Raw genomic sequence first — 15813 nt, 5'->3', positions numbered from 1 at the left:
AACGTCTTTTGTCCAAACGGGGTTTTCCAACACCTTTCCTGTCAGGGGACGCCCATGAACGTGGTTTTCTCCGGGGTCGCCATCGCACTGTTCGCGTTCATCACGATGACCGCGATCAGGACCTGGATGGTGGTATTCCGCGCCCGCGCCACCGCGGCTTCGACCATGCGCCAGCCGCTCGACCTGTACGAGACGGCGTATCTGGCGGGTGGGCCGCGCCGGGTCGTCAACACGGCGCTGGTCTCGCTCGTCTCGCAAGGCGGCGTACGGGTGTCGAGCGAGGGAGTCGTCACGCCGGTGCAGGGGTTCCGGCCGGACAAGCAGATGCCGGTCGAGCGGGCGGTGTACAAGCACGTCAAGTCGGCGCCGGGCGGGCGCACGACGGCGCAGGTACGGCACAGCGCGCTCGAGGATCACACGATGCTGCGGCTGACCACGCCGCTGTGGCGGAACGGGCTCATCGTGCCGCCGGCCGATCGGGGGCGCTCGCGGCGGCGTGCGAGCAGGCTGGTCCTCCTCACCGCGCTGGCGGCGGCGGTGGCCGTGGCGGGGCTCTTCTTGCGGGCGCCGGTGGCCGCCATCGTGATCGCCGCCGCGGCGGCCGTCGTGGGTGTGGCCTTCTGCTTCTGGCTGCGCCGCGCCCTGGCCAACCCACTGACGAAGGCGGGCAAGGCCGCGCTGGAGCAGGCGGACGTCCCTGAGCCGGCGCACGTGGGCCACGGGGCCGGCGGGTCGCAGCCGAGCTCGGGCAACATCCGGCTGGTGGCGCTGCACGGGCTGACCAAGCTGCCCGACCGGCAGCTGGCCGACACGCTGGGGCGCGACACCCGGGTCAGGGCCGGCCGGACCGCCGCCTGCTGCGCCCCCGGCCACTGCGGGTCGTACAGCAGCTCGCACGGCGGTTCGAGCGGTGGTGGGTGCGGCGGTGGGTGGTCCGACGGCGGGTTCTTCGACTTCGGCGGCGGCTCCCACGGCTACGGCGGAGGCACCTTCGGAGGCGGCGACGGGGGCGGCTCCTACGGGGGCGGCTCCTTCGGGGGCGGCGACGGAGGCGGCTCCTACGGGGGCGGCTCCTTCGGGGGCGGCGACGGAGGCGGAGGTGGCGGCGGCGGATGCGGCGGGGGCGGCGGATGCGGGGGCGGCGGCTCGTGACAGCCGCCATCACCGCCGGCCCGTGACGCTCGCCGGGACGGCGGCCGGTCAACGACCGGTCGCCGTCACCCCCGGCCGTACCTGTCCTCGGCGCGCCAGAAGTACCAGAAGCCGGCGATGAGCGCGACCACCGCCCAGCACAGGCACGACACCCACACCATCCGTGGGGGCGTGTGGCTGCCGATGAGCAGGTCGCGCATCCATTCGATGTAGGAGGCGGCCGGGTTGAGGTACATGGCGGTGGCCACCCATTCGGGCAATCCCGCGCTGTTGACGACCTTGTCGTGGATGGCGAAGAAGACGCCCGAGGCGTACAACCACGTACGCATGATGAACGGCAGCAACTGGTTGAGGTCGCGCATCGACGCCCCCAGCCTGGCCATGATGAGCCCCGCCCCGACGTTGAAGAGCGTCTGCAGCACCAGCACCACCGGGATCATGAGCCACAGCCAGGAGGGCGGCTCGCCCGTGATCACCACGATGACGAGGAGCACGCCCATGGAGATGACCAGCTGCTGCAGCTCCTGGATCGTGTACGCCAGCGGCAGCGAGGCCCGCGGGAAGTGCAGGGCCCGGATCAGCGACAGGTTGCCGGAGATCGACTTGGCGCCGGCGGTGACCGTCCGCTGCGTGTACGTGAAGACGAACATGCCCGTCAGCAGGAAGGCGGGGTAGTTGGGGATGTTCTTGCTGCCGCCCAGGATGAGGCCGAACATCACGTAGTAGATGGCCGCGTTCAGCAGCGGGGTGATGACCTGCCACAGCTGCCCCAGGGCCGAGCCGGAGTATTTCGAGACATTGCGCGAAGTCGCGTACGTCTGGATGAAATGCCGCCGCGTCCACAGCTGGCGCACATAGGCGGGGAAGCGCGGGCGCGCTATGGCGGGGCGGAGCCCGTGCTTCTTCGCGAGTTCGGCCAGCGACCCGCTGTCCTGTGAAGTGTTTTCCAGTTGGCTCATGGGCACCTCGATGCTTGGTGGGTCGTCAGCAATCCGATCATCCCCCGCCGCCGGGGGCGTTGGCCGAGATTTCCCGGGGAGCGTCGCGGCCTACCGTGCCATGGTCACGCCCGTCACCGCGAAGCGCTCCACCTCGGCGATATGGCCGCCGGTCGAGGCCACGATGGTCAGCGTCCGGCCCGGCGCCGGGGTGAAGGAGACCCCGGCCGACCAGCGCGCGTTCTCGCCGCCCGCGGGCAGGCAGCACTGCTCGCCCAGGACGGACCCGCCGCGTACCTGGATCCTGATGCTCTCGTCCACGCCCGTGATGCGGCCGCCCACGGTCAGCGGAGAGGTGACCGCGGCGCCGTACTTGGGCGTCGTCAGCGTGAGCGAGGTGTCGTCGGTGCCGACCACCTCCCACGGCGCGTCCGGGCCGGAGCCGTACCTGACCAGGTGGACGATGGCGGCGACCAGCGGCCGCGGGCCCTCCTCGGCGCGGAAGCCGACGTGCACGCGCGCGTGCCGCCCCTCGCTCACCGTCTTCACGGCCCGGTCGATCTCCTTGAAGCCGAGGTAGTCGCGGGCGAAGGCCAGCGCGGTACGGCGCGCGTCCAGATGCCAGGCGCCGCGGCGGTCCGCCCGGTGGCCACGCTGCCACTCCTGCGCCTCGGCCAGCGTGGCGAACGGCCACAGCGGCTGGTAGTAGCCGGCCACCAGCCGGTCCTCCTCCCCGGGTGGCGCCGTCGCGCTGGGAGACGATGCCGGTGACCGCGTCGCCTCGGGGGTCGGCGGCGTCTCCGGTCGCGTGGGTGTCGGGCTGGCCGGCGGCGGGGAGGCCGTCGCAGCAGGAGTCTCGCGTGGTGAGCCACCGCCGCAACCCGCGAGGGCCAGGCCGAGCGCGATCAGCAACGGCAGCGCGCTCTCGATACGTGGTCTCATACGGACCTCCTGGGGCTGCGGAACGCGTCTTGCTGACAGTAGGACGTACCCGAGACCGGCGGCGGCCCATCGCCCAAGCCGGTGGGCGAACGCGTCGTCATGTGGCGGTGGGACGGGCCCTGACGTGCATGCGCTCTCCCTGCGGCCCGAACAACCCCAGCACCTCGGCCGGCTCGGCGTCGGGGTTGGCGAAGGCATGCGGGACGCGCGTGTCGAACTCCGCCGCCTCGCCAGGCGTCAGGATCACGTCGTGCGGTCCGAGCAGCAGCCGCAGCCGCCCCGACAGGACGTACAGCCACTCGTAGCCCTCGTGGACCTTCTGCTTCAGATCGCACCCCGGCCAGTGCGGCGGATAGATCTGCTTGTACGCCTGCACCCCGCCGGGGCGGCGGCTCAGCGGGATGAAGGTCGTGCCGTGGCGCTTGAACGGCTGCAGGTGCACGCGGGGGTCGCCGGTCACCGGCACGTCGATCAGCTCGTCCAGCTGAACCTGATGGGCGCGGGCGAGCTGGAGCAGCAGCTCCAGGGTCGGCTTGCGCTGCCCGGACTCCAGGCGCGACAGGGTGCTGACCGAGATGCCGGTGCTCTTGGACAGCTGCGCCAGCGTCGCGCCGCGCTCTTGGCGCAGCGCCCGCAGCCGCGGCCCGACCGCTTGGAGCGTCTCTTCGAGGTCCATGCGGCTACTTTGCCAATACGGCAACGATATTTGTCAAATGGGCAGCGGGCGGCGGACAGTGGCGTAGCGGATCGATGGAGAGGAGCCGAGCTGTGAACACGAACTACGACGTGGTGGTTGTGGGCGGTGGGGCCGCCGGGCTGAGCGGCGCGCTCACCCTGGGACGGGCGCGCCGCAAGGTGCTGGTGATCGACGCGGGCGAGCCGCGCAACGCCCCGGCGGCGGGCGTGCACACGTACCTGACACGGGAGGGCATGCCGCCGCGCGAGCTGCTGGCCGCCGGCCGCGAGGAGGTCATCGGGTACGGCGGCGAGATCGTGACCGGCACGGTCGTGGCCGCCGAGCGTGTCGAGGGCGGCTTCCGGGTGGTGCTGGACGACGGGTCGGCGGTCGCCGCGGGCCGGCTGCTGCTGGCCACCGGCCTGGTCGACGAGCTGCCCGACGTGCCGGGGCTGGCCGAGCGGTGGGGGCGGGACGTGCTGCACTGCCCGTACTGCCATGGCTGGGAGGTCCGCGACCAGGCCATCGGCGTGCTGGCCACCGGGCCGCTGGCCGTGCACCAGGCGCTGCTGTGGCGGCAGTGGAGCGACGAGGTGACCCTCTTCCTGCACACCGGGCCCGAGCCCGACGCGGAGCAGCGCGAGCAGCTGGCCGCCAGGGACGTCGCGGTGGTCGAGGGGCGGGTGGCCGGCCTGGAGGCGACGGGGGATCGGCTCGCCGGAGTGCGGCTGGCCGACGGCACCATCGTGGAGTGCCGGGCGCTGGCCGTCGCCACCCGTCTGACCGCCCGCGAGGACCTGCTCGCCGGGCTGGGGCTGGAGACCGAGGAGCAGGAGATGGGCGGGCACGTGATCGGCACCCGCATCCCGGCCGACGCGATGGGCGCCACGAACGTCCCCGGAGTGTGGGTCGTGGGAAACGCGGCCAGCGTAACCGACCAGGTCATCGTCGCCGCCGCGGGCGCCGTGCGGGTGGCGGCGGCCATCAACGCCGACATGATGGCCGAGGAGACCCGCCGCGCCGTCACCGCCCGCCGCGCCGGCTCCGCGGGCGCCGAGTCCCACGCCGAGTCCCACGCCGAGTCCCACGGCGGGTCCGGATGGCATGGGACGACGCTTCCCCCGGAGGAGTTCTGGGACGCCTTCTACGCCGAGAAGGCGCAGGTCTGGAGCGGCAACCCCAATGTCGCGCTGGTCCGCGAGGCCGCGGGCCTCGAGCCCGGCACCGCGCTCGACCTGGGCTGCGGCGAGGGCGCCGACGCGATCTGGCTCGCCCGCCGCGGCTGGCGGGTCACCGCCGCCGACATCTCCCACGTGGCCCTCGAACGGGCGACCGAGCACGCCAGGGACGCCGAGGTCGCCGGCCGGATCGACTGGCAGCGCCACGACCTGGGCATGTCCTTCCCTGAGGGTTCCTACGACCTCGTCTCCGCCTGCTACCTGCACGCTCCCACGGACCTGCCGCGGGAGAAGATCCTGCGGGCTGCCGCCGCGGCCGTCGCGCCCGGCGGGGTGCTGCTCGTCGTGGGGCACGCGGGCTGGCCGTCCTGGGAGCACAACCCGCCCGCGGAGGTGCATTTCCCGACTCCGCAGGAGGTCCTCGACGCGCTCGAGCCCGCGGAGGGGGAGTGGGAGGTGCTCCGCAGCGAGGAGTTCGAGCGCACGCAGGACGGCCCCGACGGCCGGGCGGGCGCACGGAAGGACAACTTGCTCAAGCTCCGTCGGCTCCCCTGATCGATATCCGCGCTATGCGGAGTCTCCCGGGAGCGCGCGGTAGGCGGCGCCCTTGCCGCCGAGCCGCGTCGAAGGCGCGCTCGCCGGGATGAAAGCGGACTCTCCCGGCCGCAGCGTCAGCGCGTCGCCCAGCAGGGCCTCGCCCTCGACGCACACGACGATCTGCGGCAGGCCGCCCGCCAGCTCATGCGTGCTCTCCCCGTCGAGATCGTGGCGGCTGAGGGCGAACTCGGGGGCGGGCGGCCGGTAGTGGTAAGCGCCGGGTTCGCCGGGCTCCGGCCGGACCAGGAACGGCTCGCCCGGCGTGAAGTCCACGACCCGCATCAGCTCGGGTACGTCCACATGCTTGGTGGTGAGCCCGCACCGCAGCACGTTGTCGGAGTTGGCCATGATCTCCACGCCGACGCCGCCGAGATAGGCGTGCGGCACCCCGGCGCCGAGGTAGAGGGCCTCGCCGGGGCGCAGGCTCACGTGATGGAGCAGGAGCGCCGCGACCACGCCCCGGTCGCCCGGGCAGGCGCGGGCGAGGCCGGCGTAGACCGCGAGATCGGCGTCGTCCGCGCCGAGCAGGGCCGCCTCGACCTCCGCGCGCAGCGGTCGGGAGGCGTCGTCGAGCATCTCGGCGAACACCCGGCGCAACGCGTCCCCGGGCTCCGCGCTCCTCAGCGCGTCGATCCAGGGCCGCAGGCCGGGCACCGCGAGCCGGTCGAGGAGATCGGCGGTGGCGGCGGGGGAGCGGAAGCCGCACAGTCCATGGAACGGGGTGACCGCACAGACCATCTCGGGTTTGTGCGAGGCGTCCTTGTACGTGCGGGCGAAGTCGTCGAGGGGGATGCCGCGCGCCGTCTCGTCGGCGAACCCGGCCCGCGCCTGCTCGGTGGTGGGGTGGACCTGCAGCGACAGGGGCCGCGCGACGGCCAGGATCTTCAGCAGGTAGGGCAGCGCGGGACCGAAGCGGGCGGCGGTCGGCTCGCCGAGTGTGCCGGCCGGGTCGGCCGCGATGAGCTCGCCGAGCGGGACGCCGCCGACGGTCGAGGGAGCGCCCGGGTGGGCGCCCATCCAGAGTTCGGCCTGCGGCTGTCCGGTCGGCTCTGTTCCGAACAGTTCCGGCAGGGCGGTCACCGAGCCCCAGTCATAGGGGCGGATGGTGGTGGCCAGGCGCGCGGGAGTGCGCAGGTCGGGCTGTGGCACGGCGTATGACTCCAATCGTGGTGAGTTGGAGCCTAGAACGGGAGGCGATGTCACGCGTAGCCGGGTCCCGCACCTCGGGTGAACAGCAGGCGTGGACTGACGACCGTACCGGATGGCGACGGGCTCGACCAGCTCGGCCGGCCCAGCGGACCGGCCGCCCGAGCTGGAAGAGCAGTTCCTGCGGCCCTGCGACCGGAGTGCGAGCTAGCGGGCCCGCGGGCCGAGGATGACGGGCATGCTGCGAGTGCTGTTGCCCAGCAGATTGTCCAGCGGGCTCAGCGCCTCGGGCCGGGCCGCGGCCCTGATGGCGGGAAACGCCGCGAACAACGCCTCCAGCGCCACCTCGGCCTCGACCCGCGCCAGAGGCGCGCCGAGGCAGAAGTGCGGCCCGTGCCCGAATGCCAGATGCGAGGCCGGCGGACGGCTGATGTCGAACCGATCCGCATCCGGCCCGTACTGGTCGGGATCGCGCCCCGCCGAGGCGAAGCAGGCCAGCACCGGCTCCCCGGCCCGCAGGTGCACGCCGTCGATCTCGACATCGCGCATGGCGTACCGGAACGGGAAGTAGGCGATGGGCGAGTCCCAGCGCAGCGTCTCCTCGACGGCGGCGCTGAACGGGCACCGGCCCGAGCGCAGCAGATCGAGTTGCCCCCGCACGTTGAGCAGGGCGCCGATGGCGTTGGTGATGAGGTTGACAGTGGTGACGTGCCCGGCGATGAACAGCAGGTCGATGGTGGCGAGCAGCTCCGACTCCGACAACCGGCCGCCGTCCTGCTCCCGCAGCGTGATCAGATCGGTGATCAGGTCCTCGCCGGGCGTCTGCTGGCGCTCCTCGATGATCTGGTGGAGCAACGCGTGCAGGGCGCCGCGTACCTCCGGGCCGTCCTCGAGGTCGCCGCTGACCTGCGCGACCGCGTCGGTGAGCTCGTGCAGCCTGTCCTGGTGAGCGCGCGGGATGCCGATCATCTCGGAGATCACCTCGCGCGGCAGCGGGTAGGCGAAGTCCCGCCGCAGGTCCACCGGCTGGTCGGGCGGCAGCGCCGCGAGCCGGTCGATCAGCTCGGCGGCGATCGCGGCGATCTTGGGCCGCAGCTGTTCGATCCGGCGCGGGCTGAACCCGGCGGCCAGCGGCGCGCGGAGCCGCCGGTGATCCTCACCGTCGGCGTTCAGCATGGAGATGTCGGTGACGATGCGGAAGATCGCGCTCCCCGGCCGGGCGCTGCCGCGTTCCGCGGGGTCCCAATAGCGGATCTCCCTGGTCATGTCCGGATGGGTCAGCACGGACAGCAGGGTCGCGTGCCGGGTGGCGGCCCAGGCATCCACGCCCTCGGCCGTCACGGGCACGAGCGGCCCCGCGTCCCGCAGCCGCTCGTTGTCGGCGTGCAGCTCGCGGGTCGCCGGGTCGATGACGAATCGGATCAGCTCGGTCATGGGTCATCCCGTTCGTTGCCGGCCGACCGACAGCGCGGCGATGTCGATGCCGGGGTCCTTGCCGAGGTAGAGATCGCGGACCAGCTCGCCGGCGGCCGGCGCGTTGCACAGGCCGTGGCCCGAGAACCCGGTCGCGTACAGGAACGCCGGAGGCCCCGGCTGGTGGCCGATGAAGGCCGTCTTGTCCGGGCTGGCGTCCCGCAGGCCGGTGACGGCCGTGTGCAGGGCCAGGCCGGCCAGGCTCGGGTACGTCACCGCGAGCTGAGCGGCCACCCCGCGCCGCCAGGCCGCCCGATCAGGCCCCGGATAGCCCATCCCGATGAGCAGGCGGTCGCCGCGCACCCGTACCAGCAGGCCGCTGGCGGCGTGCAGGGTGACCGGGATGTCCGGCGTACCCGGCGGCAGCAGGTCGGTGACCAGCAGCTCCTGCTCGGTCGGCTCGACCAGCGGCAGGTCCACGCCCGCGCAGCGCACGAGCGAGGCCGACCACGCGCCGGCGGCGCACACGATCGCGTCGGCGGTGATCTCGTCGTGCGCCGTGAACACCCGGCCGCCCAGCGCGTCGAGCCCGGTGACCGGGCAGCCGGTACGCAGCGTGGCGCCCGCCAGCTCGGCCGCCTCGGCGTAGGCGGTGACGATGGCGGTGGTGTCGGAGACGTAGGCCTGCGGTGAGTACGCGGCGGCCAGCAACGGCAGGTCGCCGATGAGCGGATTGTGCTCCCTGGCCTCCTCCACGCTGATCAGGCCCACGTCCACACCGGCGTCCAGCTGGGCCGGCAGGTCGGCCTCGAAGGCCGTCACCTGCTCGGGCTCGCTGAACAACACCAGGTAGCCGACCTGCCGCAACGGCAGCTCGGTTCCCGGCCTGGCCGGGAACGCGCGGTAGGCGTCGAGGCTGCGCACGGCCAGCGCCGAGCTGACGGCGTTGCCGGCGAAGTACGACCGGACCACGTCGGCGGTGGCGCGCGAGGCGCCCGAGCCGAGCGCGCCGCGTTCCAGCAGCATGGTCTCGACCCCGGCCTCCGCCAGGTGGAAGGCGATCGACAGCCCGATCACGCCGCCGCCGATCACCGCCACACACGTGTCACTCATGCCCCCTCCTTCGTCGGTCGCTCGCTCATACCGTCGCCTCCACGCGGCGCAGGCGGTCGCCGGCGTGCCACGGGAACAGGTGCAGGTTCCAGCCGCCCAGGCAGTTGCAGTAGAGCGCCATGTGGGCCATGGCCGAGATGTAGTCCGCATGGCTGTTGAGGCGATCCAGCCCGTCCATGAGCCGCTTGGTGAAGCCCCACAGCGTGTCCAGGCCGCAGTAGCCGAGGAACTCCGCCGGGGTGTGGGCGAGCTGCCGGGTCATCTGGCGCAGCCACGGCAGCGGCATGCCGTCCAGGGCGGCGCGCACGAGACCGCCGTAGCAGCTGTAGCCGAGCGGACGGGTCTCGCCGTTGACGAACAGCAGCGTGGTCAGGACCGTCTCGTAGCTGCCGGCCTGCGACGGGATCCGGCCCGCGTGCAGGTCGACCAGCTCGCGCGGCGGGTTGAGCCAGATGCGCTCGGTCTCGGCGTGCACGTCGGCGATCAGGCCGTTGAGCTCCGGGTCGCCGACGGGCAGCCGGGGCAGATCGTGGCCGCCCGGCTCGCCGGCGCGGCGCACCTCGGCGATGATCGGCTCCTTGGTGGTGTAGACGGACTGCCACACCTCGCGACCGGCCTCGACGAGAGCGTCGAGATCCTCCGGGACGACCTGGCCGATGGGCGTGGCGGTCATCGGCTCGGTCAGCCGGCCGTACTTGATGCCGAGGTGCTGCAGCCGCGAGCAGAACAGTGTCCCGTCAGGGACGGTGCGCCGGTCCACGCGGTAGGCCGCGGGCGCGTGCAGCAGCGAATGGACCGGTGCGACGTGGTACAGGTGATTGCCCGCGACCAGGGCGTGGCCTTGCAGGCTGCGGTACGGCAACGCGTCCCAGAAGCACTGGGCCAGGGCCGGGTTGCGCTGGTCGAGTTCGGCCGCCACGGTGATCCCGAGGGCGGGCCAGGCTATTTCCACACGCTTCGAGTCGTTCACAATTTGTCACTCTAACGTCACGTTTTGTGTCGATTCGGGCGGGGGTGGGCGCTTTACCGGGTCATGACCGCGTCTGGGGGAGCGGTTCAGCCGCCGGTCCACCGGTGCCTGGGCCATGGTGTGACGGCCGGGCCGGACGTCGCGCCGGCGGTGGGCGGAGGGTCGTTAGGGGGCGAGGGCAGAGGGTAGCCGACCTGCTCAAAAGGCGATGACGAGGGGTGGATCCCGATGCGTGCGAGAAAGGTTTACATGACAGCCGGGGAGCGGCAGACGCACCTGGCTGGGAAAGCGGCCGCGGCCGGGATGGGCTTCTGCGCCGGAGCCGCGATCGCCTACCTGTTCGATCCGGCGCGGGGACGCTCCCGCCGGGCCAAGAGCCGCGACAAGGCGGCGCATGCGAGGCACGAGCTGCGTGACGGGCTGGGTGTCCTCCGCCGGGACCTGGCCAATCGCAGCCGCGGCTCGGCCGCCGCCGTGCGCTACCGCGTCGCCGGCCGGTCGGTCGACGACCGCGTGCTCTACGAGCGCGTACGGGCGGAGCTGGGCCGCCACGTCAGCTACCCGCACGCGGTGGAGGTCCACGTCCAGGACCGCGTCGTGAGGCTCGACGGCGACGTGCTCGCCACAGAGGACGAGCGGACCAGGCGGGCGCTCCGGCACATCCCCGGCGTCAAAGGCGTCGAGGCGCACTGGACTCTCTACGATGACGCGGCGCAGTCGCCGCGGCTCCAGGGCGCTGGCAGGCGCCGCGAACCGGTGCCCGAGCTGCTGCAGCAGCAGTGGTCGCCGACCGCCAGGTTCCTGGCCGGCGCGGCCGCCGCCGGCATGATGGCGCTGCCGGGCGGGCTGCCCCGGCCGGTCGTCTGGGCCGTCCGCGGCGCCGGCGCGCTGCTGGCCGCCCGCGCGGCGACGAACCTGCCGCTGCGGCGCCTGACCGGGCTCAAGGCCGGCCGGCACGCCGTCGACATCACGGAGGGCATCTCGATCGACGCGCCTGCCGCGACCGTGTGGTCGCTGGTGAGCGACTACTCGGCCTTCCCCCGCTTCATGCCTGACGTGCTCGAGGTACGCCGCTCCGCCGACGGCCGGACGTCCCACTGGACGATCAGCGGGCCCGCCGGAACGCCGATCCGGTTCGACGCCACCGAGATCAGGCGCGAGGAGGGCCGGGAGATCGCCTGGCAGTCGGCCGAAGGTGAACTCATCGCCCACACCGGCTCGCTGTGCCTGGACGAGCAGCCCGACGGCAGGACCCGCGTCCAGGTGCGGCTCGCCTACAACCCGGTGGCGGGCGCGGCAGGCCACGCCGTGGCGCGGCTGCTGGGCGCGAACCCGGCACGCAAGCTGCGGCAGGACCTGATGTGGCTGCGGTCGTACGCCGAGAGCCGGCGGCAACCTGTCGGCTCGCGCTAGGAGGATGGCCGTGATACGGATCTGAGCGATCGGCGCGTACCCGCAGGGAGTCCGCATGTCCCACCGCAAGACCCGGCTGCCCGGCCTGCTGCCCGAGCAACTGGACGAGGAGCAGGCCGAGGTCTACCGCGCCATCGCGGCCGGGCCGCGGGCGGCGGGGCCGCAGGCGTTCGCCCTCGCCGACGAGCGGGGACGGCTGCGGGGGCCGTTCAACGCGATGTTGCTGAGCCCGCCCGTCGGCCTGGCGTTGCAGGCGGTGGGCACGGCCGTGCGGTACGGCTCGGTCCTGACCGCCCGGATCAGGGAGATGGCGATCCTCACCGTGGCCGCGCACTGGGGCAGCGACTTCGAGCGTGAGGCGCACGAGGCGGTGGGCCGTACGTGTGGCCTCACCGAGTCCGAGCTGGCCGCGCTGCGCGAGGGCCGCTCGGCCGGCCTGGACGACCCCGCGGAGCAGGCCGCCGTGCGCGCCGCGGCCGCGCTGGCCCGCGCGGGCGAGCTCACCGACGAGGAATACGCCCGGGCGGTGGCGGCGCTGGGGGAACGGGGCCTGTTCGAGCTGACGACCCTCGTGGGCTACTACGCCACGCTGGCCATGCAGCTGAGGGTTTTCGCGGGCGAGCACAAGGAGGGCGAGCCGGGCGACCGGGCAGGAGGCGAACCAGACCTCGCCCCCCGTTCTGACGTTCGGCCGGCCGGATGAGCGCGCCCCGGGCTACGGTTCAATGCTGGCGTTGAAGTGCGCCAGGCCCTCGGCGAAGGAGGCCAGCTCCTGCCGGCTCCAGTCCTTCAGCACCGTGGCAAGGCCGCCGAGCCGGAAGTCGCGCTCCGCCGCCACCCGCCGCAGTCCCTCCTCGGTGATGCGGAGCTTGCGCGCCATGCCGCCCTCCGGGTCGGGGATGCGCTCGGCCAGGCCGCCGCGCAGCAGCATGGCCGTCTGCCGGTTGACCGTGGAGGTGTCGAGCGAGAACGCCTGCGCGAGCTGGCCGATCGACATCGGCCCCTCGGCCTCGAGCCGCCTGAGCAGGATGTAGCTGCTGCGTTCGAGCCGTTGCTCGGCGGGGCCGGCGGCGGTCGCCAGCTCCTTGTAGCGGCCGATGAGCATGAGCTCACGCTCGATGTCGGCGATCTCTTCGTGCACCCTGCCTCCCCGTCGGAGGTCGGAACCCCCCTCCCATGTGTATGGTACACATCGCAGGCCGGGCCCATCACGCCGCCGGGTGGCAGGAGGCGGCGGGGGAGCCCGCCAGGACGTCGCGGTAGTGGCCGAGCAGCTCCTCGCAGACGCTTGCCCAGTCGCGCTCGCGCACCGACTCCCTGGCCTGCCGCGCCATGCGGGCACGCAGCCCGGCGTCGGCGGCGAGCGCGGCGACGGCGGCGCGGAGCGCCGACGGCTCGCCGTGCGGATAGAGCAGGCCGTTGACACCGGGTTCGACGAGGTCGAGCGGCCCGCCCGAGTCAGGCGCGACGACGGGCACGCCGGAGGCGAGCGCTTCCTGCACGGCCTGGCAGAAGGTCTCGTTGCTGCCGGTGTGCACGAAGACGTCGAGCGAGGCGAGGACGCGGGACAACTCGGCCCCGGTACGCAGGCCGAAGAACTCCGCCTGCGGCAGCAGCCGCCGCAGCCGCCCCTCCATGGGGCCTGCCCCCACGACGGCCAGCCGGACTCCCGGCAGGTCGGCCAGCGCCGCCAGCAGCTGGGGCTGCTTCTCGGCGGCCAGGCGACCCATGTAGCCGACGATGATCTCGCCGCCAGGGGCGAGCCGGCCGCGCAGACTCCGGCAGCGATGGCCGGGGTGGAAGAGGCCGAGGTCGACGCCGCGCCCCCACAACGCCAGCCGGGGGATGCCGCGGCCGGCCAGCTCGTGCAGGGTCGGCGTGGACGGGGCGAGGGTCCGGGCGGCGCCGCGGTGCATGCGGCGCAGCCAGGACCAGATGATCGCGTCCCCGCCGCGTAGGCCGTACTGGCGGGCGAACCCCGCCAGATCGGTCTGGAACACGGCGACCGTCGGCACGCCGAGGCGGCGCGCGGTGGCCAGCCCGGCCCCGCCGAGCACGGCGGGCGAGGCGAGGTGGACGAGGTCGGGCTTGAAGCCCTCCAGCGTGCGCGCGATGCCGCGGCCGGGCAGGCCGACCCTGACGGAGCGGTAGAACGGCAGCGTGAGGCTGGGGACCGGGTGGACGGGGAAGCCGGCGTACGCGGGGGGAGCGGGATCCGGGGCGATCACCAGGGCGTCGTGCCCGGTGGCGGCCAGGTGGTCAAGGATGCGGCACACCGAGTTCGTGACCCCGTTCACCTGGGGCAGGAACGACTCGGCCACGATGGCGACCCTCATGTCCTGTTTCATCCCGTTCCAGAGCGACGTGCAGGTCACCGGCAGTCGCCCGTTGGGCGAATTCCCCGGCAACCCCATCCCCGTCGGCCTGCGCCCAGAGCTCCCTCGCGATGAGCACAGTGAAGGCGGGCAGGAAGTCCCAGCAGCGCCGCGCCAGCCAGGCGGTGCCCGCGGTGGCCAGCCAGAACGCGCTGGCCCACGCGCTCGGCTCGGCGCCGGTCGGCTCCGGGGCGGGCGGCCGTACGGCGAGGCCGCGTGCGCCTAACTCGGCGGCGGCGAGCCGGGCGAGGCTGCGGTGGCCGCGTTCGCTGGGGTGCATGCGGTCGACACTCCACATGCGCGGCTCGTACAACGCGGGATGCCGGGCGAGGTCGAGGTGCGCGGTCCCGTGGCGGTGGGACAGGCCCGCCACGATCGTGTTGATGACGTGGATGCGCCGGGCGAGGGGGCGGCGCAGCAATGCCGGGATCCGCAACATCAGGCCCGGATCGGGCAGGGTGGCGGTCACCACGGTGACCCGGTCCGCGCTCAGCCGCGTCACCAGGTGCTCCAGATCGGCGGCGATCTCCGCGGGCCGGAAGTCGCTGCGTAGCGTGTCGTTCACGCCGACGAGCACGGTGACGACGGACGGGCGCAGGGCCAGAGCGCGCGGCAGCTGGTCGTGCACGACGTCGTGGACGCGGGCGCCGCAGGTGGCGAGGTTGGTCAACTCGGCGGGGGCCAGCGACTCGGCCAGCAGGCCGGCCCAGCCGCGCCCGGGCACGGAGTCGCCCAGGCCGACCGTGACGGAGTCGCCCAGGGCGACGATGCGGATCATCGCACCTCCGTGTCGATCACGCTGTGCGCCCGCAGGAATCCCTGGACCGCCGCGGGCCAGCCGTACCGTTCGGCCTGAGCGCGCGCCATCGAGCGCCGGGCCGGATCGGACAGGAGGGTCTCGATCGCGTCCGCGTAAGCGGCCGGGTCGTCGCGCACCGCCGCCCCCGCCGGGCCGACGACCTCCGGCAGGGCGCTGTCGCGGGCCACCACGACCGGGGTCCCGCTGGCCATCGCCTCCAGCGCGGCCAGGCCGAACGTCTCCACCGGCCCGGGCGCGATGGCCACGTCCGCGGTGGCGAGCAGCGCGGCCAACTCCTGCCGGTCTGCCACGTGGCCGAGGAAGCGCACCGGCAGCCCCTCGGCCTGGTGCGCGAGCCGGGGCCGCAGCGGCCCGTCCCCGGCCACCACGAGCACCGCGGGCAGGCCCCGGCGGCGCAGCTCCGCCAGGGCCCGGATGGAGCGGTCCGGCCGTTTCTCCGGCGACAGCCGCCCGCAGTGCACCAGCAGCGGCTGACCGGGCGCGGCCAGGCGCGCACGCAGGCCGCGGTCGAAGCGCCCCGGGCCGAACGTGGTGAGGTCCACCCCGAGCGGCACGCGGACCAGGTTCGGCACGCCGAGCCTGGTGAACTCGGCCGCGGCCCAGCCGGTCGTGCACACCACGGTGTCGAAGGCGGCGGCCGTCGCGCGGTTGAGCGGGTCGGCGAGCCGGCCGAGGGGACCGTACAGGCGCAGCAACGCCGACAGGCTCTCGTGCGAGACCATGACCGAGCGCACGCCTGCGGCCCGCGCCCACGCTCCCGTCCACCGCAGCGTGGTGCGGTCGGACACCTCCAGCCGGTCGGGCGCCAGCTCCTCCAGCAGCCGGCGCAGCCTCCGCCGGCCGGTGATGACCCGGTAGCCGCCGAGTCCCGGCACCACGGGGCCGGGCAGGGTGATCACCCTCCCGGCAGGGGTGAGCTCGTCGCCGGCGCTCGCGCCCGGCGTGATCAGAACGGGCTCGTGGCCCGCCGCCGCGTATCCGGCGCCGAGCTCGTGCAGGGCGGTACGCAGCCCGCCCGACGTAGAAGTGACGAAGTTCGCTAACCGAACGATGCGCACACCGGATTGCTTACCGGGCACC

At 73.3% G+C, this 15813-nt stretch carries 15 protein-coding genes; 4 read left to right on the top strand and 11 right to left on the bottom strand.

Going from position 1 to position 15813, the window contains the following annotated elements; genetic code table 11:
- Positions 1-54: 54 nt before the first annotated feature.
- A complete protein-coding gene (locus tag Q9G87_RS15880) occupies positions 55-1152 on the top strand; it encodes a TIGR04222 domain-containing membrane protein (protein ID WP_305917111.1) in 1098 nt (365 codons plus the stop codon).
- A 65-nt stretch (positions 1153-1217) separates the two neighbouring features.
- Here Q9G87_RS15880 and Q9G87_RS15875 read toward each other — a convergent pair whose 3' ends face one another.
- From Q9G87_RS15875 to Q9G87_RS15865, 3 genes are all read right to left on the bottom strand, one after another.
- A complete protein-coding gene (locus Q9G87_RS15875) occupies positions 1218-2111 on the bottom strand; it encodes an ABC transporter permease (RefSeq protein WP_305917110.1) in 894 nt (297 codons plus the stop codon).
- A gap of 90 nt (positions 2112-2201) precedes the next feature.
- Positions 2202-3032: a hypothetical protein gene (locus Q9G87_RS15870; protein ID WP_305917109.1), complete on the bottom strand. Its 831-nt coding sequence runs from the start codon at positions 3030-3032 to the stop codon at positions 2202-2204.
- Positions 3033-3129: 97 nt separating this feature from the next.
- Positions 3130-3708 carry a helix-turn-helix domain-containing protein gene (locus Q9G87_RS15865; protein ID WP_305917108.1) on the bottom strand — a complete coding sequence of 193 codons (579 nt, stop codon included), beginning with the start codon at positions 3706-3708 and terminating at the stop codon, positions 3130-3132.
- A 92-nt stretch (positions 3709-3800) separates the two neighbouring features.
- Between Q9G87_RS15865 and Q9G87_RS15860 the strand changes: the two genes are divergently transcribed.
- Positions 3801-5441 (top strand): bifunctional NAD(P)/FAD-dependent oxidoreductase/class I SAM-dependent methyltransferase, encoded by a 1641-nt coding sequence (locus Q9G87_RS15860; RefSeq protein WP_305917107.1) that lies wholly within the window; start codon positions 3801-3803, stop codon positions 5439-5441.
- A gap of 12 nt (positions 5442-5453) precedes the next feature.
- Here the strand turns inward: Q9G87_RS15860 and manA are convergent, their stop codons facing one another.
- The 4 genes from manA to Q9G87_RS15840 form a co-directional block, all read right to left on the bottom strand.
- A complete protein-coding gene (gene manA / locus Q9G87_RS15855; protein WP_305917106.1) occupies positions 5454-6632 on the bottom strand; it encodes a mannose-6-phosphate isomerase, class I in 1179 nt (392 codons plus the stop codon).
- A 204-nt stretch (positions 6633-6836) separates the two neighbouring features.
- Positions 6837-8063 (bottom strand): cytochrome P450 family protein, encoded by a 1227-nt coding sequence (locus tag Q9G87_RS15850; RefSeq protein ID WP_305917105.1) that lies wholly within the window; start codon positions 8061-8063, stop codon positions 6837-6839.
- Between the two features lie 3 nt (positions 8064-8066).
- Positions 8067-9155 (bottom strand): NAD(P)/FAD-dependent oxidoreductase, encoded by a 1089-nt coding sequence (locus Q9G87_RS15845; RefSeq protein ID WP_305917104.1) that lies wholly within the window; start codon positions 9153-9155, stop codon positions 8067-8069.
- A 25-nt stretch (positions 9156-9180) separates the two neighbouring features.
- Positions 9181-10125: a cucumopine synthase-related protein gene (locus Q9G87_RS15840; RefSeq protein ID WP_305917103.1), complete on the bottom strand. Its 945-nt coding sequence runs from the start codon at positions 10123-10125 to the stop codon at positions 9181-9183.
- A gap of 249 nt (positions 10126-10374) precedes the next feature.
- Here Q9G87_RS15840 and Q9G87_RS15835 point away from each other — a divergent pair, with 249 nt between their 5' ends.
- Together Q9G87_RS15835 and Q9G87_RS15830 are read left to right on the top strand one after the other, a co-directional pair.
- On the top strand, positions 10375-11538 hold the full coding sequence (locus Q9G87_RS15835) for an SRPBCC family protein (protein ID WP_305917102.1): 1164 nt from the start codon (positions 10375-10377) through the stop codon (positions 11536-11538).
- 55 nt (positions 11539-11593) lie between these two features.
- The gene (locus Q9G87_RS15830; protein WP_305917101.1) at positions 11594-12241 is read left to right on the top strand and encodes a carboxymuconolactone decarboxylase family protein; all 648 of its coding nucleotides are present in this window, start codon (positions 11594-11596) and stop codon (positions 12239-12241) included.
- Positions 12242-12253: 12 nt separating this feature from the next.
- Here Q9G87_RS15830 and Q9G87_RS15825 read toward each other — a convergent pair whose 3' ends face one another.
- The 4 genes from Q9G87_RS15825 to Q9G87_RS15810 form a co-directional block, all read right to left on the bottom strand.
- Positions 12254-12679 (bottom strand): MarR family winged helix-turn-helix transcriptional regulator, encoded by a 426-nt coding sequence (locus Q9G87_RS15825; protein WP_305917100.1) that lies wholly within the window; start codon positions 12677-12679, stop codon positions 12254-12256.
- Between the two features lie 67 nt (positions 12680-12746).
- Positions 12747-13874 (bottom strand): glycosyltransferase family 4 protein, encoded by a 1128-nt coding sequence (locus Q9G87_RS15820; protein ID WP_305917099.1) that lies wholly within the window; start codon positions 13872-13874, stop codon positions 12747-12749.
- Complete coding sequence (locus Q9G87_RS15815) at positions 13798-14691, bottom strand: SGNH/GDSL hydrolase family protein (RefSeq protein WP_305917098.1); 894 nt, start codon at positions 14689-14691, stop codon at positions 13798-13800. The genes Q9G87_RS15820 and Q9G87_RS15815 overlap by 77 nt, the downstream gene beginning before the upstream one ends.
- Entirely contained in the window at positions 14688-15791 is a 1104-nt protein-coding gene (locus tag Q9G87_RS15810) for a glycosyltransferase (RefSeq protein ID WP_305917097.1), read from the bottom strand. Before Q9G87_RS15810 ends, Q9G87_RS15815 begins: the two co-directional genes overlap by 4 nt.
- Between the last annotated feature and the right edge of the window lie 22 nt (positions 15792-15813).

It is taken from the genome of Nonomuraea turcica (assembly GCF_030718205.1).
GTDB lineage: Bacteria > Actinomycetota > Actinomycetes > Streptosporangiales > Streptosporangiaceae > Nonomuraea.
This window is presented reverse-complemented; position numbering and strand designations above follow the sequence as displayed.